Source organism: Streptomyces rimosus subsp. rimosus, from assembly GCF_000720725.1.
Lineage (GTDB): Bacteria > Actinomycetota > Actinomycetes > Streptomycetales > Streptomycetaceae > Streptomyces > Streptomyces rimosus_A.
Genome location: NZ_JOCQ01000008.1, coordinates 60438 through 83420, shown reverse-complemented (window position 1 = coordinate 83420; position 22983 = coordinate 60438). Strand labels below are relative to the sequence as shown.

15 protein-coding genes are annotated in these 22983 nt (G+C 72.7%); 8 read left to right on the top strand and 7 right to left on the bottom strand.

What is annotated here, in order from left to right; all coding sequences use genetic code 11:
• Positions 1 to 109: 109 nt before the first annotated feature.
• From IH45_RS0106415 to IH45_RS0106400, 4 genes are all read left to right on the top strand, one after another.
• On the top strand, positions 110 to 838 hold the full coding sequence (locus IH45_RS0106415; protein ID WP_030662723.1) for a TetR/AcrR family transcriptional regulator: 729 nt from the start codon (positions 110 to 112) through the stop codon (positions 836 to 838).
• A gap of 40 nt (positions 839 to 878) precedes the next feature.
• On the top strand, positions 879 to 2033 hold the full coding sequence (locus IH45_RS0106410; protein WP_030662721.1) for an MAB_1171c family putative transporter: 1155 nt from the start codon (positions 879 to 881) through the stop codon (positions 2031 to 2033).
• 396 nt (positions 2034 to 2429) lie between these two features.
• Positions 2430 to 2870 (top strand): helix-turn-helix domain-containing protein, encoded by a 441-nt coding sequence (locus IH45_RS0106405; RefSeq protein WP_030662718.1) that lies wholly within the window; start codon positions 2430 to 2432, stop codon positions 2868 to 2870.
• A gap of 13 nt (positions 2871 to 2883) precedes the next feature.
• Positions 2884 to 3453 (top strand): toxin, encoded by a 570-nt coding sequence (locus IH45_RS0106400; RefSeq protein ID WP_030662715.1) that lies wholly within the window; start codon positions 2884 to 2886, stop codon positions 3451 to 3453.
• A gap of 10 nt (positions 3454 to 3463) precedes the next feature.
• Here IH45_RS0106400 and IH45_RS0106395 read toward each other — a convergent pair whose 3' ends face one another.
• Together IH45_RS0106395 and IH45_RS0106390 are read right to left on the bottom strand one after the other, a co-directional pair.
• Complete coding sequence (locus tag IH45_RS0106395) at positions 3464 to 6994, bottom strand: aminotransferase class I/II-fold pyridoxal phosphate-dependent enzyme (RefSeq protein ID WP_030662712.1); 3531 nt, start codon at positions 6992 to 6994, stop codon at positions 3464 to 3466.
• Positions 6995 to 7002: 8 nt separating this feature from the next.
• Positions 7003 to 7944, bottom strand: a complete 942-nt coding sequence (locus tag IH45_RS0106390) for an NAD-dependent epimerase/dehydratase family protein (RefSeq protein ID WP_030662709.1) — start codon at positions 7942 to 7944, stop codon at positions 7003 to 7005.
• 216 nt (positions 7945 to 8160) lie between these two features.
• Here IH45_RS0106390 and IH45_RS0106385 point away from each other — a divergent pair, with 216 nt between their 5' ends.
• Positions 8161 to 8736 carry a hypothetical protein gene (locus IH45_RS0106385; RefSeq protein ID WP_030662706.1) on the top strand — a complete coding sequence of 192 codons (576 nt, stop codon included), beginning with the start codon at positions 8161 to 8163 and terminating at the stop codon, positions 8734 to 8736.
• Between the two features lie 72 nt (positions 8737 to 8808).
• On the opposite strand, the gene IH45_RS0106380 is transcribed toward IH45_RS0106385, so the two are convergent.
• Complete coding sequence (locus tag IH45_RS0106380) at positions 8809 to 9774, bottom strand: D-alanyl-D-alanine carboxypeptidase family protein (protein ID WP_030662703.1); 966 nt, start codon at positions 9772 to 9774, stop codon at positions 8809 to 8811.
• 189 nt (positions 9775 to 9963) lie between these two features.
• Here IH45_RS0106380 and IH45_RS0106375 point away from each other — a divergent pair, with 189 nt between their 5' ends.
• The 3 genes from IH45_RS0106375 (at position 9964) to IH45_RS0106365 (ending at position 13611) form a co-directional block, all read left to right on the top strand.
• Complete coding sequence (locus IH45_RS0106375) at positions 9964 to 11238, top strand: ATP-binding protein (RefSeq protein ID WP_030662700.1); 1275 nt, start codon at positions 9964 to 9966, stop codon at positions 11236 to 11238.
• Positions 11238 to 12302: a tetratricopeptide repeat protein gene (locus IH45_RS0106370; RefSeq protein ID WP_030662697.1), complete on the top strand. Its 1065-nt coding sequence runs from the start codon at positions 11238 to 11240 to the stop codon at positions 12300 to 12302. Before IH45_RS0106375 ends, IH45_RS0106370 begins: the two co-directional genes overlap by 1 nt.
• Before the next feature lie 562 nt (positions 12303 to 12864).
• The gene (locus tag IH45_RS0106365; RefSeq protein ID WP_050514582.1) at positions 12865 to 13611 is read left to right on the top strand and encodes an AfsR/SARP family transcriptional regulator; all 747 of its coding nucleotides are present in this window, start codon (positions 12865 to 12867) and stop codon (positions 13609 to 13611) included.
• 136 nt (positions 13612 to 13747) lie between these two features.
• On the opposite strand, the gene IH45_RS0106360 is transcribed toward IH45_RS0106365, so the two are convergent.
• From IH45_RS0106360 to IH45_RS0106345, 4 genes are read right to left on the bottom strand one after another with little or no spacing between them, the layout of a single operon-like run.
• Positions 13748 to 14566 carry an ABC transporter permease gene (locus tag IH45_RS0106360; protein ID WP_030662691.1) on the bottom strand — a complete coding sequence of 273 codons (819 nt, stop codon included), beginning with the start codon at positions 14564 to 14566 and terminating at the stop codon, positions 13748 to 13750.
• Positions 14563 to 15525 (bottom strand): daunorubicin resistance protein DrrA family ABC transporter ATP-binding protein, encoded by a 963-nt coding sequence (locus tag IH45_RS0106355; RefSeq protein ID WP_030662688.1) that lies wholly within the window; start codon positions 15523 to 15525, stop codon positions 14563 to 14565. The genes IH45_RS0106360 and IH45_RS0106355 overlap by 4 nt, the downstream gene beginning before the upstream one ends.
• Before the next feature lie 5 nt (positions 15526 to 15530).
• Positions 15531 to 15743 (bottom strand): MbtH family protein, encoded by a 213-nt coding sequence (locus tag IH45_RS0106350; RefSeq protein ID WP_003979971.1) that lies wholly within the window; start codon positions 15741 to 15743, stop codon positions 15531 to 15533.
• A 49-nt stretch (positions 15744 to 15792) separates the two neighbouring features.
• Positions 15793 to 22983, bottom strand: coding sequence for an amino acid adenylation domain-containing protein (locus IH45_RS0106345; protein ID WP_030662685.1), 7191 nt, complete (start codon positions 22981 to 22983; stop codon positions 15793 to 15795).

Here is a 22983-nt window from a genome sequence, read left to right as displayed (position 1 = left end):
CCGTTCCGCCCTCCCCCGGTGCGGGCGAGGTGGCCGGATCTCAATGCCCGGCCCAGGCAGCGGCACGACCGGGCCGATCACCGATGTGGACGGCAGGTACGGTTCGGCTATGGATGTTTCCGTAACGAGCGCGGACGATGCGAACTCCGGGCTGCGAGAGGCTGTCAAGGCCTCCGCGCGCCGGCTGCTGGCGGAACTGGGCGCCGGAGGGCTGTCCCTGGATGCCGTGGCCGCTGACAGTGATCTTGCCGTCGCGGACGTGGCGGCCGTCTTCCCGCATCGGGACGACCTGCTGACCGCGTTGGTCATCGACGCCTACAACACCTCCGGTGCGGCGATGGAGCAGGCCGATCAGGCCGCCCGGGACGCGCAGGCGTCGGCGGGCGCGCGGTTGCTCGCGGTGACGCGTGCGCTGCGGGAGTGGTCGTTCGCCAACCCGGCCGAGTTCACGCTCATCTATGGTTCGCCGGTTCCGGGGTACCACGCCCCGCCGGAGACGGTGCCGCCCGCCTCGCGCACCCCCGAGGCGCTGGGCGGCATCATCCGGTCGGCCCTGGAGGCCGGTGAGCTCACCCCGCCCCGGCGGCCGCTGCCCGAGCCCTCGGTGCTCCTGCCGACGGCGGTGGAGGTCTTCGGCGGGGTCCCCCAGGCACCGTTCTCGGACATCATCGAGCGCGGCATCGTACTGTGGAGCAACCTGATCGGGCTCCTGGTGTTCCAGGTCTTCAGCCGTACCCACGACAGTGTCCAGGACCAGTCGGCGTTCTTCGACCGCGCCATCGCCGTGGCGGCCGAAGGCATCGGGCTCACGGTCCCCTTGGGCGAAACCACCGACTAGACCGTTCGCCGGGTGCCCGGCGCCGACGGGGGATCAAGCCGTGAACACCACCAGAACCGTCTGCTTCGTCATCGCGGCGCTGTCGTCGTACGCCGCGCTCGTCTACCGGCTGAGCCAAGTGCGGCGCAGCCGGAAGGACAACGCCTACCGCATCCTGGTGATCACTCTGCTGCTGCAGTGCCTCACCTTCACGATGGGCGCCGTCGCGATGGGCAGCGAGCGTTTCCTGGGCGTCGGCAACCTCGCCATCCTCGTGATGCACGTGTCGGCGGTCGCCTTCTGCGTCAGCGCGCAGATCATCCTGTTGCGCTGGGCGACCGCCGCCGAGGAGGCGGTACGCAGGACCCGCTACTGGGTGATCACCGGTGTCGCCCTCAACGCGCTGCTGATCGCCATCTTCCTGATCGCCGGGGGCCCCGGCCGGCCGGCCTCCGACTTCAACAGCGGCAGCGGCCAGCCGCTGGTCCTCACCTACCTCCTGGTCTTCATCGTGTCCCAGGCGGCTCCGTGCGTCACCATCTTCCGCCAGTGCGGCCCCTACGCCCGGATGACCGAGAAGGCCGAGCTGCGGCAGGCCCTGCGGTTGCTCTCGGTCGCCGCGGTGATTCTCTTCCTCTACTGCGCGGCCAGGACGGTCAACATCGTCACCGCCGCGTGCGGGATCGACATCGGCGTCTGGCAGCTCGCCTCCAACGTGTTCAGCGCGCTGGGCATCGCCACCCTGTCGCTCAGCCTGACGATCTCCTCCTGGGGGACGTCGGCCGGCAAACTGCGGGAGTGGGTGCGCAACTACCGTTCGTACCGGGCTCTGTACCCGCTCTGGCAGGACCTGTACGAGTCGTCCCCGGATATCGTCCTGGAGCCGCCGGGAGCCTCGGTCTCCGACCTCAACTACCGGTTGCACCGCCGTGTCGTCGAGATACGCGACGGATGGCGGGATCTGCGTCCCTACACCGACCGTACGGCCAACGGGCCGGCCGGCGCGGACCACGGGACGAACGACGAGTCCCGGCAGGCGATGGCCGAAGCGGCCCAGATCAGGCAGGCCCTGCACGCCAAGCGCACCGGCACCATCCCCGACGACAACAAGGACGCCGCCGACTTCGAGGACCGCGATACGGACAACTTCACGGCCGAGGTCGACTGGCTCACGAAGGTCGCGTCCGCCTACCGTAAACTCGGCAACGCGGACTGACACCAGCTGTGTTGAAGGCTTGTTGAAAGCTCGTTGAAGGCTCCCGCCCGGTCTGTCCCCCGTCAGACCGGGCGGGTTTTTTCGCGGGTACGCCCCCTGGTACGCGCCCTTGCCCCCGTTGTCCCCCCGTTATCCCCGTTACCCCCGTGACCCCCCGTGTTTTCCCGTCGGGCCGTGACGGAGCGTCCCGCCTGGCCCGGCCCTTCCCCCGAGGGCCGGGCCAGGCCGGCACTGCCGGCAACCAACTCGGCTACCCCCGTAAGCGAAGTTAGCTGACAGCTATCGGCGAGACCCACGTTGGCGGAGTCCCGGCCGATTGTCAACTGACGGCTAATCTGCGAAGCTAGTGGATAGCCAAGGGCTAATGCCGAGGAGGTGGCGGGAGGGAGATCCACAATGTCCGAGACTGACGACCGGCCCAAGCTGGCAGTGCGTCTGGACAACCTCTTCAAGACGGTCCGCCCCAAGGGCAAGCACTGGACCAATGCCGAGGTGGCCGAAGCGCTGAAACAGGCCGACCCCGAACTCCGGGTCGGCGGCGTGTACTTGTCGCAGTTGCGGACGGGCAAGCGGTCCAACCCCTCCCCGGACCTCCTGGCCGCGCTGGCGCGCTTCTTCGGCGTATCGGTCGCCTACTTCTTCGACGACGAGGTCGCCGAGTCGGTGCTCAGCCAGGTCGCCGCCATCGAGGCGCTGCGGCAGGCGGGCGTCCGCTCGGTGGCGATGCGGGCGGCCGGGATGAAGAAGGAGAACCTCCAGGCGATCACCGCCATCATGGATCAGTACCGGCAGATGCAGGGCCTGCCGCCGGTCGACGACTCCTCGGATCCCGAGTGAGGGGCGCCGGGGGGTGAGGGACACCAGGAAGGGGCGGGCGGCCGATCACCACCGCCGCAGTCAGCTCAAGCGGCTCCGGAAGATCGGGGCACGGCGGATCGCCGAACTCGACCTGCCGGAGGTGTCCGACGTCGCCGAACTCTGCCGCCACCTCAGCGAGGTCCGCGACCGCCCGATCACCCTGGTCCCGATGCAGATGCCTGCGTCGCACCCGTGCGGTATGTGGGTCGCCGCGCGCGACGAGGACCTGATCTTCTACGACGCCAACACGACCAGCGCGCATCAGGAGCACATCATCTTGCACGAGCTGGGTCACATCATCTGCTGTCATCGCGGGGCGGGTTGGCTGGACGAGGCGAGCGCCCGCCTCCTCTTCCCGAACCTCGACCCCGATCTCGTGCGTGACATGCTCCTGCGCGCGACCTACGACGACGTCCAGGAGCAGGAGGCGGAGATCATCGCCTATCTGCTCTCCCAGCGGGTGGGCGGCGCCGAGGAGAGGCACGGCGGGCCCGCGGCCGGGGTGGCCGCGGACACCGGCAAGGACGCCATGCTCAGCCGGATCGAACGCACCCTGATCTGACGTGCGGCACTCAGTCCCCGGCGGCGGCCACCTCCTCGGCCAGGACCGACACGGCCCGACGGATGTCCTCCGCCCGGTGCTCGCTGGTGAGGAAGAACCGCAGCCTGGCGAGCCCCTCCTCCACAGCGGGGTGGAAGATCGGATCGGCGATCAGGCCCCGGTCGAACAGCCGGTCCGCGACGCGCAGGGTGCGCGCCGAGTCGCCGAGGAGACAGGGCACGATCGGGGTGTGGGCGCTGGAGCCGGTCGCCAGGCCGGCCTCGGCGGCCAGGCCGCGGAACAGGTCCGCGTTGCGCTGGAGCGTGCGCACCCGGTGCCCTTCCGCGGAGATCAGCTCGGTGGCGGCCAATGCCGCGGCCGCGTTGGCCGGGGTCAGACCGACGCTGTAGACAAAGCCCGGCAGCGTGTGCCGGAGCCACCGCACCATCCGGGCCGAGCCGCCGAGATAGCCGCCGCAGCTGGCGAAGGACTTGGACAGGGTGCCCATCCACAGGTCCACGTCGCGGCGGTCGGTGCCGTAGAACTCCCCGACGCCGCGGCCGGTTTCGCCCACCGTGCCGATGCTGTGCGCCTCGTCGACCATCAGCAGGGCGCCGTACCGCTTCTTCAACTCGACCACGGCGGGGAGGTCGACCAGGTCGCCGTCCATGCTGTAGGCGCCCTCGACGGCGATCAGCACCCGTCGGAACCGGTCCCGGTTGCGGCGCAGCACGTGTTCCAGCCGGTCGATGTCGCCGTGGGCGAACGGGCGCCGTGCCGCACCGGACAGGGCCACGCCCTGGAGGATGCTGTCGTGGGCCAGCGCGTCGTGCACCACGAGGTCACCGGCGCCGACCAGGTGGCCTATCGCGGTGACGTTGGTGGCGTGGCCGCTGACCAGCGTCAGGCAGTCCGCGACGCCGAGGAAGGCGGCGAGCGCCCGTTCCAGCCGTACGGTCAGGTCCCGTTCGCCGGAGAGCAGCCGGCTGGCGGAGACCGAGGACCCGTACCGGTCTATCGCCTCGTGCACAGCGTCGTTGACCACCCGATGGCCGGACAGGCCCAGGTAGTTGTAGCTGCCGAAGGACAGGTACGGCCGGTCGTCGACCACCGTGGTGTCGCGGATGGTCCCCTGGTGGACCCGGAAGTACGGGAAGTCCGCGCCCGTGCCGGCGATCGAGGTCAGGAGCTGTTCCAACTTCCTCACCTCGGGGAAGTCGTCGACGCATGCGGTGGCGTCCCGGTCGGCCCGGGTCTGCCGGGGCAGCGGCGCCCCGGCGGCCGGCTCCTGCGTGAGGTGCGGGGCAACCAGCGCGATCAGCCGCTCGATGGTGAGGCCGGCGTCGAACATCTCCTCGGTGCGGAAGCCCGGTATCCGCTTGCCGATGTTGACCTCCAGCTCCTGCAGCATCAGGGAGTCGAAGCCGAGGTCGGCCACCAGCGCCATCCGTTCGCTCAGGTCGGAGAGCGGGAAGACGCCGGTCCGCGACACCTCTTCGAGTACGAGGGAGCCTGCGGTAGCGGTACCGGTCCGAGCCGCCGTCGCGGGCGTCGTCCCCTGCTGGGCCGGAAGGGCGGGCCCCGCCGTCCCCTGCTGGGCCGGAAGGGCGGGCCCCGCCGTCCCCTGCTGGGCCGGAAGGGCGGGCCCGTCGGCGGGAGCGGTGCCGACGTCGCGGCCGGACTCGCCCACCACCCAGTGGCGGCGCGGGGCGAGCGGGCTCGGCGGCAGGGTGCACGGGGGCATGCGTTCACCGTCCGAACGGAGCCGGGCGCCGCTGACCGCTCGCTCGGCGAGCCCGGCCAGCGCGGCGGTGCGGGCCTCGGCGGACAGCGTGCCCGGTGCGGGGACGGTGGCCTCCGGCAGCTCATCGGCCGGCCGGGACACCGTGCCGGCCACCTGGCCCGGCCCGAGTGCGCCGGTACGGCCCGCCGCCACCGCGTCGGCCGCCGCGGTCAGCTTGGTGACGGCGTCGGCGGCGTCCTCGGCCACCAGCGCGAGGCGTTCCGGGAAGGGGGTCCGTCCGGCCAGGGTGTCCGCCACCCCGGCCAGCGGTGGCTGCTCGTCGGCGAGGGTGTGCGCCAGTTCCCGGGCGTAACGGGCAAGCCCGGCCCGGTCGCGGGCGCTGAGTACCAGGAGGTGTGGTTCGTCGTCCGGCAGCGGGCGGGCCGGCGGCGCGGGGCACTCCTCCACCACCAGGTGGACGCCGGTGCCGCCGAAGCCGAAGGCGCTCACGCCCGCCCGGCGCGGCCCTCCGGGTGCCGGCCATCGGGTCGGCGCCGTCGGGACGGTCAGCCGCGCGGCGTCGAGCCCGGAGCGGTCGGCCAGGTCGAACGCCGGCTGCGGCGGAACCACTCCCCGGTGCACGGCCAGTACGGTCTTGATGAGCCCGGCCACCCCTGCGGCGTTGAGCGAGTGCCCGACCACCGCCTTCACCGCGCCGAGGAAGGCGGGGTTGCTCCGCGCACCGCGCAGTTCGCGCAGCACGCCGACCTCGACCGGATCGCCGACCGTGGTCCCGGTGCCGTGCGCCTCCAGGTAGCCCACCGAGTCCAGGGACACGCCCGCATCGCGGTAGGCCCGGCGCAGCGTACGGAGCTGCCCGGACGCCTGGGGGTGCAGTCCGCCCTGCACGGTCCCGTCGTTGGCCGTGCCCACGCCCCGGATCACCGCGTAGACACGATCGCCGGCCGCCAGCGCGTCGGCCAGCGGCCGCAGCACCAGGACCCCGGCGCCCTCCCCCAGGACGAATCCGTCGGCCTCCGCGCCGAACGGCAGACACCGGCCGCTGCGCGAGACGGCGCCGATCCGGCACAGCCCCACCAGCAGGTCAGGGGTGAGCATCAGCTGGGCGCCGCCGGCGAGGGCGATGCGGCAGCGGCCCGCGCGCAGCGCGAACACGGCGTTGGCCACGGCCATCAGACCGCCGGAACACGCCGAGTCCAGCGCGTAGCTCTCACCGTGCAGATCGAAGACCGAACTGATCGTGTTCGGACCCATGTTGAGCAGGAGGCCGGCCGCGGACGTACCGTGCAGGCCGTCGACCGCGCGGACCATCTCCGGCCACCGCGGATCGGCCGCCCGCGCGCCGAACTCGCCGCCGGCCAGCTGCCGCATCCGGACCTGGAGGAGGGACAGCTCGCGGTAGCCGCTCTCGGTGAGCGACGTGATCACCGAGGTCTCCTCACGGTCGAAGCCCCCGGACTCCCACCCCGCGTCCTGAATCGCCTCCCGGGCGAGGTCGATCAGCAGCCGGGCCTGCGGGTCCAGCGCTCTGGCCCGCCGCGGCGGGATCCCGTAGTGCGCCGCGTCGAAGCGGTCCACGTCCGGCAGCAGCGCCATGGTGTCGGTATAGGCCGCCGAGGTGTCGCGGAAGTTGTCGCTGAGGAAGGCGGCGGCGCGCCACCGCGAGTCCGGGACGGTGGAGAACTGGACCTGCGGGTCGGTGAGGAGCCGCCAGTACTGGTTGACGTTCCGCGCGCCCGGGAACCGGCAGGCCATCCCCACGATCGCGACGTCCGCGGACCGTACCCCCGCCGGGTCCACCGGGGGGTCGTTCGGCATCACAGGTCTCACCCGGTGCCGGCCAGCCGGTCGCGCCACCAGTTCACCGTCGCCTTGACCTGCTCGTCCAGGGGCGTGGCCCGTACCGCGAAGGCGGTCTCGTAGGCGCTCGCATCGACGACGAAGGGACGGTCGAACTGGTAACGGATCTCCTTCATCTCGCGGAGCAGCGGCGAGACCAGCGAGGCGACGCCGAGCACGGCCGGCGGGATGCGGCGCACCGCCACCGGGCCCGACCCGGACTCCGCGGCAAGGCGGTCGACCATCTCCCGGGCGGACCGCGCGGGCTCGTTCGGCACGTGCCAGGCCCGCCCCCAGGCCCGTTCCGCTCCCGCGGCCTCGACCAGGGCCCGGGCCACATCGGGGACGTAGCTCCAGCTGTGCGGGGCGTCCGGGTCCCCCAGCGTGGAGACCGGCTTGCCGCGCAGCAGCCGCGGCATGACCCGCCCGGCGAGGTGCCCGCCGTCGGTCACACCGGGTCCGAAGAAGTCCGAGGCCCGCACCTCCACGGCCTTGATCCGGCCCTGCTCGTGCAGGCTCCGCGCCTGCTGCCAGACAGCGGCGCGCACCCGCCCCTTGGGGCCGGTGGCGGCGAGCGGGAGGTCCTCGGTCATGGGGCCGTCCACCGGACCGTAGCCGTAGAGGTTGCCCAGCAGGACCAGGACGGCCCCGGACGCCTCGGCCGCCGCGCAGACCGACGAGGCCAGTGGCGGCCACGCGTCGGCCCAGCGGTGGTACGGCGGCCCGGCGCAGTTGATGATCGCAGCGGCGCCCTGCGCGGCCTCGCTCAGCCGCTCGCGGTCCGCCGCGTCGAACGCGAGGTGCTCGATGCCGGCCTCGGCGCTGCGGCCCGAAGTGGTGACGACCCGTACGGAATGTCCCTTTTCAACCAGTAGCCGAGCAGTGGCCGCCCCCGCAGGCCCGAATCCTATGACGACGTAAAGGCTCACCCGCGCACACTAGCGCGGCGGTACGACAGGCTTGCGCCCGATACCCCGGGGGGTGCCTCATGCAGGAGGCGGGTATCCGTGATTTTCGGCCATTGCGCGAAGGGGGAGGGGCGGCCGGTCGTTCGCCGTCGTCCGGTGGGCGGCCAGGAGCACGGGCCCGTCGGGCGGCCGGATATCTTCCGTCCGCGCGACACATGCGAAGAGACGGGACCCCTCATGGCACTCACCTTCACCCGCCACCCCGGCCCCAAGGGCTACGAACTGCGCCCCCGCAGGTCCGACCCTGTCCATGTGCGCCGGGGTGTTCCCGATGACTGGCGGCTGCCCGCAGGGTGCAAGCCGCGGTTCACCCTTGCTGCCGATGCTTCCGGGGCGTCGCCGCTCGCGGTGGTCGTCCGGGCGGAGGGCGGGCGGCTTGCCGTGCTTACGCCGGAGGGGGAGGAGGTGGCCGAACTGCGCTTGCCTTCACGGAAGAAGCGGTGGCGGCCCGCATATGAGGTGCGGCTGGCCGACGGGGAGGTGTTGCGGGGGCGGGAAGGGACGGTGCCGTCGCTGGTTCTGTGGCTGGTGCTGTTGCCGTTTGCGCTGCTGTACCTGGTTGCCCTGGCGTTGTCCGATTCGCCCGCCGGTGCCGCCCTCGCGCCGTTGCGGACTGCCTGGAAGCGGCCGGGGGACGTCTTCGGCCGGGCGGCGCTCAAGGAGTCCGCGCGGGGGCGCTTTCGGGTCCGGGAGGACCTGCTCGATCGTCGGGTGGCCTATGCGCAGGCGGTGGCCAAGTACTGGGAGCGGTGACGGTGGAGTACGTACCCGGGGACACCGCGGTGTCCCCGGGTACGTGGGGCCGTCGGGGGACGGGCCGTTGACTCAGTCCTGCTGGGTGTTCGTCGGCAGGGCCCGGAGCTTCATCGTCTTGGCGGTCGTGGTGCCGAAGCCGTAGTCCAGGAGCTTCGCGGCGTCGGCGTACCGGTCCTTGCTGTTGAGGACGGTGCCGATGAGGGTCTTGTCGCCGCGGGTGGCGGCGAAGACGAGGCAGTCGCCGGCCGGGGTGGTGGTGCCGGTCTTGATGCCGATGACGCCGTTGTACGAGCCGAGCAGCTGGTTGGTGTTGTTCCAGGTGTAGTAGCGGGTGCGGCCGTTGGCGGCCGGGGCCTCGCCCTTGTACTGCTTGGTCTTGACGATCGTGCGGAAGGTCTCGTTCTTCATGGCGTGCCGGGCCAGCCTGGCCAGTTCGGCCGGGGTGCTGGAGTCGGTGCCCGCGCCGTCGAAGGAGTCGAACGTGGTGTGCTTGAGGCGGAGTTCCGCGGCCTTGGCGTTCATCTGGGCAATGAAGGACGCGGTGCGTTCGGCTTCGGTGGCGCCGGTGCCGAAGGTGTCGGCGAGGGCGTAGGCGGCGTCGGCGCCGGAGGGCAGCAGGGTCGCGTAGAGCAGCTGGCGGACGGTGAGCTTGTCGCCGGTCTGGAGGTCCGCGGTGCTGGAGCTGTGCCGGGTGACGTAGTCGCGGTACTCCTGCTTCACGGGGACCCGCTTCTCCAGGTCGACGCCGTCGGCCTCAAGGACCACCGAGGCGGCCATGATCTTGGCGGTGCTGGCCATGGGGCGGGCGGTGTCCGCTTCCTTGCCGAAGAGCGCCTTGCCGGTCGCGCCGTCCACCAGGGCGGCGCCCTTGGCTGCGACGGTGGGGGCGGGGGCCGGTGTCCGGGGCGTCTGAGCCAAGGACGCGGTGTGCGGGGCAGGTGCGGCCTGGGCGGCCTGAGCGGTCAGGGGGGAAAGGGCGAGCAGGGCGCCGCCGGCGATGGCCGCCGCGCGGAAAGTCAGGACTCTGGCAGTCAAGTTGGAACGCTCCGTATCTGTTGTACATCTGTGGTGCGTGATGCCGAACTATGCCCCCGTTGCGGCGCGAGCAGGCAAAAGATGCCCTCTACATGGAACTTCATGGGGGCCCGGAGGCGACGGGCGGGGGTCCACGCGGCGAACACGCCCGCCGGGAGACTCCGCACCGGCCCTGCATAGGGTGTGGGCATGTCAGAGGAATCGCCACTGGTCCGGAGCTTGCGTGCGGCCGTCGCGGCGGCGCCGGAGGATGTGCCCTTGCGGTTGCACCTCGCGGAGCTGCTGCTGGAGGCGGGGCGGAACGACGCGGCCATCGCCGAGGTGGCCGTCGCGTTGCAGCGCGCGCCCGGGGACGAGAAGGCCCGGGAGCTGATGGGACGGGCCATGGGGGCGCCCGCTGCTCCGGTTCAGGAGCAGGCGGCGGTGCCGACGGCACCGGCGGAGGAGAAGCCTGCCGCCGGCCGGCGCGACGGGTTCGACTGGCAGGCCGCCGAGGGCCAGGTACGGGACGTCGTACCGCCGCGCTTCGTGGAGAGCCCGCTGACCGTCGACGGAAGCGGGGACCCGGGGGACGCCGACGCCTGGGAGGTGGACGCGCCCGGGACCGTACGGCTGGCGGACGTCGGCGGGATGCAGGACGTCAAGGACCGGCTGGAGGCCGCCTTCCTAGCGCCGATGCGCAACCCCGAGCTGCGCAAGCTGTACGGCAAGAGCCTGCGCGGCGGACTGCTGCTGTACGGGCCGCCGGGCTGTGGCAAGACGTTCATCGCCCGCGCGGTGGCCGGGGAGCTGGGCGCCAACTTCCTGTCCGTGTCGGTCAACGACGTGCTCGACATGTGGATCGGCAACTCCGAGCGCAACATGCACGAGATCTTCGCGACGGCCCGCCGTCAGGCGCCCTGCGTGGTCTTCCTCGACGAGCTGGACGCGCTCGGCGGCAAGCGCAGCCGTACGCAGCACAGCGGGATGCGCAACACGGTCAACCAGCTGCTGACCGAGCTGGACGGTATCGACGCGCAGGCCAACGAGGGCGTCTTCGTGCTCGCGGCCACCAATCTGCCCTGGGACGTGGACCTCGCCCTGCGCCGCCCCGGCCGCCTGGACCGCACCCTGCTCGTGCTGCCGCCGGACGCGCCCGCCCGCGAGGCGATCCTCCGCTACCACCTGCGGGACCGGCCCATCGAGAACGTCGACCTGGGCAAGCTGGCCAAGGCCACCGACGGCCTCTCGGGCGCCGACCTTGCCCATGTGTGCGAGAGCGCCGCCGAGACCGCGCTGCTGGACTCGGCGCGTACCGGCACCGTCCGCATGATCGGCATGAAGGACCTGCTGGGCGCGGCGAAGGCGGTGGCGCCCTCGACCGAGGCGTGGTTCTCGTCCGCGCGGAACGTGGCGATGTTCGCCAACGAGGGCGGTACGTACGACGACCTGCTCGCGTACCTGAAGAAGCGGCGGAAGCTGTGATGGAACAGCATCCGATGGTGGCCCGCGCCGAGGTGCTCGTCGACCTCGGCCGCTACGACGAGGCCAAGGCCGTACTCGCCGCGCGGCTGCAGGAGGACCCGCACGATCTGTGGGGGCTGCTGGAGCTCGCGCGCTGCCACCTGGCCGGCAAGGAGACCGAGCAGGCCGTGGAGGTGACCGGGCAGGCGCTGAAGCTGGCGCCGCAGGACTACGCCACCCTTCACATGCGGGCTCGCGCCCTGCGGCAGGCGACCCGTATGGAGGAGACGGGCGCCGTGCTGCGGGAGGCGATACGCGTCGATCCGCTCCGGTGGACCGCCTACGGGACGCTCGCCGAGATCCAGCCCTGGCTGTCCGACGGCGACCGGCAGGAGGGCCTGCGTCTGGGGCTGGAGGCCGTACGGCTCGCTCCTGAGGAGCCGCTTGCTTACGAGTCGCTCTACAAGGCCGCGCTTCTCGCGAACGACCAGGAGCGTGCGCGGCAGACCCTCGTCACGCTGCGCCGGCTGGACCCGACGAATGCGCTGGCCGTGGTGATGCAGACGGACAGCGCCGCCAACGCGCCGGGCGTGAAGGCCGCGCAGGCGGCCGACCTGTACGCCGACGCGCTCGGCACCGTCCCCGACTCGCCCTGGCTGCGCAGCGCACTGGACGGGGCGACCTACCGGCTGCTGCGCGGCACCCGCTGGCTGGCGCTGGCGTGCGTGGCGGGGGCGGGCGCCATGCTCGACCTCTTCCCCCAGGAGGGGGAGGTGCCGCGGGAGCTGCCGGTGTCACTCGGGCAGCGGCTGTGGATGCTGATACCGATGGCGGCGATCTGGGGCTTCGGCGCGCTGATGCGCTACCGGCGCCTGCGTACGGGTGCGCAGTTGAACGTACGGTCCCTGATCCGCCGGGGCCGCTGGGCCCGCGTCGTGCTCGCCCAGGCGGTCTGGGCGATGCTGTGCGCGCTGCTGATCTCTCAGGTGCCCTGGTCGGACCGCTCGGTTCCGGTGGTGTTGTTCTGGGCGGGCATCGTGCCGACGCTGGCGACCGTCCTGTTCGACCGGAAGAAGCGCAAGTAGCGCCGGCTGCGCAGGGCTTTTATTCCCGGCCCGGGATGACAATTTCGCGAACGGCCGTTGATGCTTGAATTGCCGCACCGCGTGAAGAATTCCTGGCGGAAAAAATACATGAAAAGTTTTGCGGAACCAGCGGGTCCGCGCTGTTGTCGGACTTGGGGAGAAAGATCCCGTAGTGCCGGCGCCCCCGGCCGGGCCGGGCGCCCTCCAGGCGCCCGGCGGGACGGCGCACGCGGGGCGGACTTGGCAAAGATGCCTTTAAATCTCAAGGCCCACCTCGGGCTTTGGCGGATTTATACACGTTTCTCGACGCTTGACAGGCATCATCGAAGGAGCCAAGATCTCAATGGTCTAGGTATAGACCACCAAGAGAGCGACAAAAAGCGTCAAAGACATGCTGCGTACGTAGCGTTGGCATTCGCGAGGGCAGCCGGGTCCAGGGGGTGGGACGCTGCCGTTGAGCTTCCGCTCCCTGTTGAACCGGAAGACAGTCGCCGGCAGATGCGGGCTCTACGAGCACCAGCGGGGATGGGACAGACCGGTGCTGATCAATGTTCTTGGTCCTATGGGCGTCGAACACGGGGGAAAGATTTACCGGATCCGGGCGAAGAAGGTTCGCACGCTGTTAACCGTCCTGGCGTTGCACGCCGGGCGGACGGTTTCCTGGGACACGCTGGTGACCGAGCTATGGCCCGACAAGGACCTGGCGAACAGCAGAAACGCGCTGCACGCCAACACCGTACGGCTGCGCAAGCTGCTGGAGAGCTGGGAGCTGGACCAGCACCCCAACGATGTGGTGGTGACGGCCAACAACAGCTATCTGCTCGCCCTGCCGCCGGAGTCGACCGACGCCGCGCGGTTCCTCCGACTGGCCTCGCAGGGCTCGGAGTTGCTGCGCGAGGACCCCGGACGGGCCGGCGCGGTGCTGAACGAGGCGCTGCGGCTGTGGCGCGGGCCCGCCCTGCTGGACGCGGGCGAGGGCCTGCTCTGCCGCTCCACGGCCGCCCAGCTCGAAGAGCGGCTGATGACGCTCCGCGAGGACCTGGTGATGGTCAAGCTGCACACCGGTGGTGAGCGCGAGGTCATCGCCGACCTTCAGGAGCTGGTCGTGGCGCACCCCGGACGGGAGCGTTTCAGCGAGCAGTTGATGATCGCGCTCTATCGCTGCGGCAGACAGAGCGAGGCGCTGGATGTCTATCAGCGCACGCGGGCCTGGCTGGTGAACGAGCTCGGGCTCGACGTCGGCCGCTCACTGCGGGAGTTGTACCAGTCCGTGCTGGCCCAGGACCCGGTGCTGGACGCACGGGCCTGACCGGGACGACGCTGCCCGCGTTGTTCGCTGAGATGGACTGGGTGCCGCTCGGTGGCTCATACGAGCCCCCGCGGCGCCCCGTCCGGCCTCCCTCACGGCTGCGTCCGGGGCGGCCCGCACGGCCCGGCGCACCCGCTCACGCCCTCCGGTACGCCCGCAGGCTCAGCGGTACGCACACGGCCAGCAGCACGGCGAGCGTGCCCGCCGTGACCAAGACCGGGTGGTCCGCCGGGAAGCCCGTACCGGTCACCACCGGATTGCCCCACAGGGTGCGGCAGGACGTGACCACCGCGCTGACCGGGTTCCACTCGGCCAGCGGCCGGATCCACGACGGCAGCCCCTGTACGGAGAAGAAGGCGTTCGACAGGAACGAGAACGCCACCAGCACGATCGCGCCCACCGAGTCGATGGTCTCCGGCGACCGCAGGAGCAGGCCGAGCAGGACGCCCACCCAGAGCATGGCGTAGACGAAGGCGAGGATCAGCGCGAAGCCGGCCAGCACCGACAGCGGTCCGGCGTGCGGGCGCCAGCCGACGGCCAGACCCACCATCATCACGATCACCAGGCCGAGCGCCGAGACGATCAGGTCGGAGAGCGTCTGGCCGACGAGGACGGCCGTACGGGAGACCGGCAGCGACCGGAAGCGGTCGACCAGGCCGCCGCGCATGTCCATCGCCACGCCGATGGCGGTGGGCCCGATGCTCGCCAGCCCGACCTGCACGGCCACACCGGCCATCAGGTACTCCTGGTAATTGCCGCTGCCCGGCACCGAGATGGAGTTGCGGAAGAGGTAGCCCACCGCGATCAGCAGGATCAGCGGGTTCATCACGATGCCGAGGAACTTCCCCGGCGCCCGCCGCAGGTGCAGCAGGTGCCGCCCGGCCAGGGCGGCGGTGTCGGCCAGGCCCGCGAACGGGCCGCCGGTGGGCACGGTCGCGACGCGGAGTTCACTCATGAAAGGCTCGTCTCCGGCTCGTTGCGCTCGGTCAGTTGGAAGAAGACGTCGTCGAGGGTGGGGCGCCGTACCTCGAAGTCGGTGACCTCGACGCCCGCCGCACGGAGCGCGTCCGCGAGGGCGGCCACGCTCTCCAGCCCGGCGTCGAGCTGTACGGTCAGCCGCTGGGCCGCGGTGTCCACCACCGGTTCGGCGCCGGTCAGCGGGGCGACGGCGGACAGCGCGGTGGCCAGCTGGCCGGGACGGGCCACCGCGACCTGGAGGTGGTCGGTGCCGACGGCGCGCTTGAGTTCGGCCGGGGTGCCCGCGGCGATCACCCGGCCGGTGTCGATCACCACGATCTGGTCGGCCAGCTGGTCGGCCTCCTCCAGGTACTGCGTGGTGAGCAGGACGGTGATGCCCTCGTCGACGAGTTCGCGCACCACCTTCCACAGCACGGTGCGGCTGGTCGGGTCGAGGCCGGTGGTCGGCTCGTCCAGGAAGAGCACCGGCGGCCGGGCGATGATGCAGGTGGCCAGGTCGAGCCGGCGCCGCATACCGCCGGAGTACGTGCCCACCGGGCGGTCGGCGGCGTCCTCCAGCTCGAACCGGGTCAGCAGTTCGGCGGCCCGCTGCCGGGCGCCGCGGCGGCCCTGGCGCAGCAGCCGGCCGAGCAGGACCAGGTTCTCGCGGCCGGTGAGCAGTTCGTCCACGGCCGCGTACTGCCCGGCCAGGCCGATCCGGCGGCGCACCTCCTTGCTCTGGCGCACCACGTCGTACCCGGCGACGGTCGCGTGCCCGGCGTCCGGCGTCAGCAGCGTGGACAGCACCCGTACGGTCGTCGTCTTGCCCGCCCCGTTGGGGCCGAGCACGCCGAGCACCGAGCCGGCGGCCACCGACAGGTCGACGCCGCGCAGCGCGTGGTGGCTCTTGTAGCGCTTCTGCAGCCCTTCCGCGTAGACCGCGGTGTCCGCCCCCATCGCGGTCAGCTGCCGGCGTGGGCGGTGACGAGGCTCTTGGGCCGCATGTCGGTCCAGTCGCGCTCGACGGCGGCCAGCGCCTCGGCGCGGGGCCGCGCTTCGAGGGTGATCGTCCAGCCTGCCGGTACGTCGGCGAAGACGGGCCAGATGCTGTGCTGGCCCTCGCCGTTGACCAGGACGTGGAAGGTGCCGTCCTCGTTGTCGAAGGGGTTCGCCATGGGTTTCTCCTCGCGATCGTGGGTGGTCCGGGAACGGCCCGGGGGCGGATCAGGGGTGCAGCAGGCCGAGTTCGGCGGCGACGGCGCGGCCGATGGCGGCCTGCGGCCCGGAATGCATCATGAATTCGTGGCCGCACGGGACCTGGTGGACGGCCGTGCCGCCGTCGGTGTGCCGGGCCCACCGGCCGGGCCGGGCGGCTCGCTCCTCCGGGGCCAGGCCGAGTTCCGCGACGAACAGGTGCATCGGGGTCCGTACGCGGCCGGGCGTGTGCTCCTGGACGAGGCGGACGTGGTTGCGCATGACGTCCACGAGCCGCGGGATGTCCAGGTCGCCCAGCGGGCTGTCGGCGCGGCGCAGGGCGTCGCGGACCGTCTCGGGCGTCGGGCCGTCGCCGTCGTTCGACGCGGTCTCCAGGCCGCAGTATTCGAGGACGGCGGTCAGCAGCTCCGCGTCCGTGGGGGCGGGCTCGCCGGGCTCGGCCGGGTAGCTGTCCAGGTTGGCGAGCAGAGCTACTTCCTCGCCCGCCGCCTCCAGCTGTACGGCCATCTCGTGCGCGACGATGCCGCCGTACGACCAGCCGAGCAGGTGGTACGGGCCGGCCGGCTGGATCTCGCGGACCCGCCCGACGTACTCGGACGCGGCCTCAGCGATGCTCCCCGGCAGCGGCCCGGCGCCGGTCAGGCCGGTCGCCTGGAGGCCGTACACCGGGTGGCGCTCGCCGATGTGTCCGGCGAGGCCGAGGTAGGGCAGGGCGAAGCCCATGCCGCCGTGCACGCAGAACAGCGGCGGCAGGTCGCCGGTGGTGCGCAGGGGCAGCACCGGGCCGTACGGGTCGAGCGGCGCGGCGTCGGACGGGTCGTCCAGGCGCTGCCGTACGCGGTCCAGGAACGTCGTCCCGGCCGCGCGTTCGGCCCGCTCCAGGGCCGCCGCCAGCGCTTCGACGGTCTTGTGCCGGAACACGTCGGGCAGCGCCAGGCCGAGCCCGGCCTTGCGGGCGCGGCCGACGACCTGGACGGAGCGGATGCTGTCGCCGCCCAGCTCGAAGAAGTCCGCCTCGGCGCCGACCTCGGGCAGGTTCAGGACCTCGGCGAAGACCTGGCACAACAGCGTTTCCCGCTCGGTGCGCGGGGCGCGGCCGTGCGCGGCTGCTTCCGGGGCTTCGAGGGCGGGCAGGCCCTTGCGGTCGACCTTGCCGTTCGGGGTGAGCGGCAGGGCGTCCAGCGTCACGAAGGCGCCGGGGACCATGTAGTCGGGCAGCAGGCCGGACAGGTGCTCGCGCAGTGCGGCGGCGGGTACCGGCGCGTCCTCCGGCACGACGTACGCGGCCAGCCGCCGGTCGCCGGGCCGGTCCTCCCGTACGGCGGCGACCGCCTGGGCGACACCGGGGTGGGCGGCCAGCGCGCTCTCGATCTCACCCAGCTCGATGCGGAAGCCGCGCAGCTTGACCTGGTGGTCGACGCGCCCGGCGTATTCGAGGGTGCCGTCCGCCGTCCAGCGCGCCAGGTCGCCGGTGCGGTACATCCGCGCGCCCGCCGGGCCGAACGGGTCGGCCACGAAGCGCCCGGCGGTCAGGCCGGGGCGGCCGAGGTAGCCGCGCGCCAGCTGGGCGCCCGCGAGGTACAGCTCGCCGGTCACGCCGGGCGCCACCGGGTTCAGCCGGCCGTCCAGGACGTAGGTCCGGGTATTGGCCAGCGGCCGGCCGATGGGCGGCTTGCCCTCGCCGGTCAGCGGGTCGCTGGCGGTGGCGCAGACGGTGGACTCGGTGGGCCCGTAGCAGTTGTGCAGAGCGCGGCCGGCCGACCAGCGGGCGGCGACCTCGGGCGGCAGCGCCTCGCCCGCGGTGATCAGGGTCAGGTCGCCGGGCAGGGTGACGTCCTCGGGGAAGGCCGCCAGCACGACCGGGGGCAGCACCGCGAGGTTCACGCCGTACCGGGTGATCAGGTCGGCGAGCGGTTCACCGGGGCCGCGGCTCTCCGGGGTGGCGAGCACCAGCGTGCCGCCGGTCAGCAGGGCCATCGACAGTTCGGCGGTGGCCGCGTCGAAGCTCGGCGAGGCGAACTGGAGCACACGGGAGCGCGCGCCGAGCCCGAAGCGCCGGGTGTGGTCGGCGGCGAGGGCGGCCACGCCCGCGTGCTCGATCACCACGCCCTTGGGCCGCCCGGTCGAGCCGGAGGTGTAGATCACGTAGGCGGCGTCGCGGCGGGTCAGCGGGCGGGCGCGGTCGGCGTCGGTGAGGTCGGTGCCACTGAGATCCGCACCGGCGTCCGGCAGCACGTCGCCGCCGGCTCCCCCGTCGAGTTCGATCACCTCCGTACCGCCGTCCCGCAGCTCCCCGCCCGCCCCGGGGGCCGCCAGCACGCACACCGGCGCGGCGTCCCCGACCATGTACGCGATCCGGTCGGCCGGATAGTCCGGGTCCAGCGGCAGGTAGGCCGCGCCGGACTTCAGTACGGCCAGGATCGACACGATCATCTCGACCGACCGGGGCAGCAGCAGCCCGACGAGCGTGCCGGGCCCGGCGCCGCGCCCGGCCAGCATCCGGGCCAGCCGGTTGGCACGGGCGTTCAGCTCCCCGTACGTCAGCGACACCTCGCCGAAGACGACGGCCTCGTGGTCCGGCTGCCGGGCGGCGTGCTCCTCGAAGAGCTGCGCGACGGTGCGCTCGGGCACCTCGGCGGTCGCGCTGTTCCACTCGCCGACGATGCGCCGGCGCTCCGCGTCTCCCAGCACGTCGATGCTGCTCAGCGGCGCCTTCGGGGCGGCGGCCACGGACGTCAGGACGCGGGCGAACCGCTCGGTGAGCTGCCGTACCGACTCCGCGCGGAACAGCTGGGTGCTGTATTCGACGACCAGGTCGATGCCGCCGAACTCCGCTTCCGCGGCGGCGTCCTCCGCAGTGCGCTCGGTGAGCTGGAACGCCAGGTCGAACTTGGCCGTCGCGCTGCCCACCGGCTGCACGGCCGCCGTCAGCCCCGGCAGCGCGGCCTTGGCCTCCGCCGTGTTCTGGAACGCGAGCATCACCTGGAACAGCGGCTGCCGGGCCAGCGACCGGACCGGGTTGCAGACCTCCACCAGCCGCTCGAACGGCAGGTCCTGGTTCTCGTAGGCGGCCAGGTCCGTGTCCCGTACGCGGCGCAGCAGTTCGGTGAAGGCCGGGTCGCCCGAGGTGTCCGTCCGCAGCACGAGGGTGTTGGTGAAGAAGCCCACCAGGTCGTCCAGCGCCTCGTCCGTACGGCCCGCGATCGGGCTGCCGAGCGGGATGTCCTCTCCGGCGCCCACACGGGTCAGCAGCGCGGCCAGGGCGGCCTGGACGACCATGAACAGGCTCACGCCGTGCGCGCGGGCCAGCCCGGCCAGGGCGCGGTGCAGGTCGGGGCCGATGACCGCGGTGTGCTCAGCGCCCTCGTGCCCGGCGACGGCCGGGCGGGCGAAGTCGGCGGGCAGCTCGATCTCCTCGGGCAGCCCGGCCAGCGCGCCCTTCCAGTACGTGAGCTGGCGCGCGGCGAGGCTGTCGGCGTCGTCCTCGTCGCCCAGCACCTCGCGCTGCCACAGCGCGTAGTCGGCGTACTGGACGGGCAGTTCGGCCCACTCCGGGGCCGCGCCGCCGCGCCGTGCCGCGTAAGCGCGCGCGAGGTCGTCGGCCAGCGGCGTCAGCGACCAGCCGTCGCCCGCGATGTGGTGCAGGACGAGCAGCAGTACGTGCTCGGTGGCGGACAGCCGGAACAGGTCGGCGCGCAGCGGCACCTCGCGGGCCAGGTCGAAGCCGCGAGCGGACTCGGCGGCCAGCAGGCCGTCCAGCCGGTCTTCGTCGGCGGCGTGCTCGCGCAGCCCGAACCCGGTCTCCTCCAGCGGCAGTACGTGCTGACGCGGCGTCCCGTCCCGGTCGGGGAAGACCGTACGCAGGCTCTCGTGACGGCCCACGAGGTCGCGCAGCGCGCTACCGAGCGCGTCCCGGTCGAGGTCGCCGGTCAGGCGCAGGCCGAGCGAGATGTTGTACGTGCCGTGCGCGCCGTCCAGCCGGTTGAGGAACCACAGCCGCAGCTGCGCGTAGGACAGCGGTACGTCCTCCGGCCGGTCCCCCCGGCGCAGGGCGGGGCGCGCGGCGCCGGCACCGGCGCGCGGCAGGCGATCGGCGAGGCCCGCGGGCGTGGGCGCCTCGAACAGCGCGCGGACCGGGACCTCGGCGCCCAGGACCGTACGGATACGGCTCACCACCCGCGCCGCCAGCAGCGAGTGTCCGCCGTGCGCGAAGAAGTCCTCCTCGGGCCCGAACCGCGGCAGGCCCAGCACCTCGGCGAACACCTGGCACAGCAGGTCTTCCTGCGGGCTGCGCACGGCCCGCCCGGTGGCCTGGGGCCGCAGTTCGGGGTCGGGCAGGACCTTGCGGTCGACCTTGCCGTTCGGGGTGAGCGGCAGGGCGTCCAGGGTGACGAAGGCGGCGGGCACCATGTACTCCGGCACCCGCTCGGCCAGGTACGCGCGCAGCGCGCCGGGCTCCGGCGCGGCGGCGCCCTCGGCCGGGACCAGGTAGCCGGCCAGCAGCGGTTCGCCCGGCCGCGCCTCGCGGACGGCGACGACGGCCTGGCCGATCTCCGGGTGGCCGGACAGCGCGTTCTCGATCTCGCCCAGTTCGATGCGGAAGCCGCGGATCTTGACCTGGTGGTCGGCGCGGCCGACGTACTCCACCTGCCCGTCGGTGCCGAGGCGCACCAGGTCGCCGGTGCGGTACATCCGTCCGCCCGCCGGGTCGGCCGGGTCGGCCACGAACCGCTCGGCGGTCAGGCCGGGGCGGCCCAGGTAGCCGCGGGCGAGTCCGGCGCCCGCGATGTACAGCTCGCCGATCACGCCGGGCGCGACCGGCCGCAGCCAGTCGTCCAGGATGTGCAGCCGGGTGTTGGCGAACGGGAGGCCGATGGCGGGCGCGCCGGCGCGGACGCCGTCCAGGGGCGGGGCGCCGGTGGACCAGATGGTGGTCTCGGTGGGCCCGTAGAGGTTGGTGATGCTCGCGGTGGCCTTGCGGAGCGTCTCGCCCAGCGGCTCGCTCAGCGCCTCGCCGCCGACGAAGCCCCGCACCCCGCCGAGCACGTCGGGCGCCACGGTGACCAGGGCCTGCCACAGGCTCGGCGTGGCCTGGAGGACGGTGGCGCCGGTCGCGGTGACCGCGCGGCCGAGCGCGGCCGGGTCACGTACGGTCTCCCGGTCGGCGAGGGCCAGCCGGGCGCCGCTGACCAGCGGCCCGAACAGCTCGGTGTTGGCGATGTCGAAGCCGAACGTGGTGACGCTGAGCAGCGTTTCGCCGCGCTCCAGGGCGTAGCGGTGCCGGATGTCCTCGATGACGTTGGCGAAGCCGCCGCGGGTGACCACGACGCCCTTGGGGCGGCCGGTGGAGCCGGAGGTGAACAGGACGTACGCGGCGTCGTCGGCGGTGATCGGGCGGGCCCGGTCGGCGTCGGTGGGGTCGGTGTCGGGGAAGCCCGCGACCAGCTCCGCGGTCTCCGCCCGGTCCATGATCCAGCGGGTCTGTCCGGCGTCCGGAAGCCTGTCGTCGGTGGCCGTCGTGGTGAGCGCGAGGACGGGCCGGGTGTCCTCCAGGACGACGGTGTTGCGCTCGGCCGGGTGGTCCGGGTCGACGGGCAGGTAGGCGGCGCCGGACTTCAGGACGGCGAGGGCCGCGACGACCAGGCCGGTGGAGCGGGGCAGCGCGATGGCGACCGTACGGCCGGGGCCGGCGCCGTGCGCGACGAGGGCGTGCGCGAGGCGGTTGGCCCGTGCGTTCAGCTCGCGGTACGTGAGGGTGTCGTTCCCGCACACCACGGCCTCATCGTCGGGCAGTTCGCGGACGCGCTCCTCGACGGCCTCGGTGACCGGGCGGGCCGGTGCCGCGGTGGCCACGGCGTCCCCGGCCTCCTGGAGCAGCCGCTCCTCGGCCGGCTCCAGGACGGAGATCCGGGCGAGCGGCTGCTGCGGATCGGCGGCGATGGCTTCCAGTACGCGCAGCAGGCGCCGCCCGAACCGCTCGGCGTCGGCGGGCCCGTACAGGTCGGGCGCGTAGTCGAAGCGCAGCCCGAGGCGGGTGCCGGGGCCGGGGAGCACGGCGAGGGCGAGCGGGTAGTGGGTGACGGAGCGGATCGCCGCGTCCGCGACCCGCAGTCCCGGCAGCGACGCCGCCAGCTGGTCCTCGTCCATCGGATAGCTCTGGAACAGCATGACCGTGTCGAAGAGTTCGCCGATCCCGGCCTGCCGCTGGATGTCGGCGAGCCCGGTGTGCTCGTACGGCATCAGTCCGGACTGCCGCTCCTGTACGTCCGCGAGCAGCGCCGTCACGGACTGGCCGGGCCGGGCCGTCACCCGTACGGGAATGGTGTTGGCGAACAGGCCCACCATCGTCTCGACGCCGGGCAGTTCGGCCGGGCGGCCGGCGGTGACCGTACCGAAGACCACGTCCTCGCGGCCGGTCAGGGCGCCCAGCACGAGCGACCAGGCGGCCTGGAAGACGGTGTTGAGCGTGACGCCGAGGCCGCGCGCCCGCGCCGCGAGGTCGGCGGACAGCCGCTCGGGCACGTCCATGGTGAGCGAGTCCGGCAGCACGGGGGCACGGCCGTCCACGGGCGCCAGGCGGGTCGGCTCCGCCAGCCCGGCGAGCGCGTCGCGCCACGCGGCGTGCGCGGCGCCCTCGTCCTGCGCCCCCAGCCAAGCAAGGTAGTTGCGGTACGGGGCGGCCTGCGGCAGCCCGGCGCCGTCCTCCCGGCCGCCGTGCGCGTACAGCGTGAACAGGTCCTGGATGAGCATCGGCAGCGACCAGCCGTCGGACAGGCTGTGGTGCAGCGTCCAGATGAACGTGTGCCGCGTCGCCGCCTGCCGGACCAGCACGAACCGCATCAGCGGCGGCCGGGCCAGGTCGAAGCGGCGGCCCCGCTCCTCGTCGGCCGCCGCGCGCAGCCGCCCAGCGTCCGCGTCCGGCAGGTCCAGCTCCCGCCAGGGCAGCTCGACCTCGTGCGGCACGAGCTGTACGGGGTCGCCGGTGGCCCGGCGGCGGAAGCAGGCCCGCAGGTTGGGGTGGCGCCGCAGCAGGCCCGCGCAGGCAGCGCGCAGCGCGCCCGTGTCGAGCGGGCCGTCGAGTTCGACGGACAGTTGCAGGGAGTACGCGTCCGCGCTGCGCGGGTCGTACTCGGACAGGAACAGCAGTCCCTTCTGCAGCGGCGCCAGCGGCAGAACGTCACTGATACCCGAACGCTTCAC

What these genes read in the sequence shown, in the direction of transcription:
- IH45_RS0106415 (WP_030662723.1), top strand. Translation starts at nt 110, where the DNA reads ATGGATGTTTCCGTAACGAGCGCGGACGATGCGAACTCCGGGCTGCGA.
- IH45_RS0106405 (WP_030662718.1), top strand. Translation starts at nt 2,430, where the DNA reads ATGTCCGAGACTGACGACCGGCCCAAGCTGGCAGTGCGTCTGGACAAC.
- IH45_RS0106395 (WP_030662712.1), bottom strand. Translation starts at nt 6,994, where the DNA reads ATGCCGAACGACCCCCCGGTGGACCCGGCGGGGGTACGGTCCGCGGAC.
- IH45_RS0106385 (WP_030662706.1), top strand. Translation starts at nt 8,161, where the DNA reads ATGGCACTCACCTTCACCCGCCACCCCGGCCCCAAGGGCTACGAACTG.
- IH45_RS0106375 (WP_030662700.1), top strand. Translation starts at nt 9,964, where the DNA reads ATGTCAGAGGAATCGCCACTGGTCCGGAGCTTGCGTGCGGCCGTCGCG.
- IH45_RS0106370 (WP_030662697.1), top strand. Translation starts at nt 11,238, where the DNA reads ATGGAACAGCATCCGATGGTGGCCCGCGCCGAGGTGCTCGTCGACCTC.
- IH45_RS0106365 (WP_050514582.1), top strand. Translation starts at nt 12,865, where the DNA reads ATGGGCGTCGAACACGGGGGAAAGATTTACCGGATCCGGGCGAAGAAG.
- IH45_RS0106360 (WP_030662691.1), bottom strand. Translation starts at nt 14,566, where the DNA reads ATGAGTGAACTCCGCGTCGCGACCGTGCCCACCGGCGGCCCGTTCGCG.
- IH45_RS0106355 (WP_030662688.1), bottom strand. Translation starts at nt 15,525, where the DNA reads ATGGGGGCGGACACCGCGGTCTACGCGGAAGGGCTGCAGAAGCGCTAC.
- IH45_RS0106350 (WP_003979971.1), bottom strand. Translation starts at nt 15,743, where the DNA reads ATGGCGAACCCCTTCGACAACGAGGACGGCACCTTCCACGTCCTGGTC.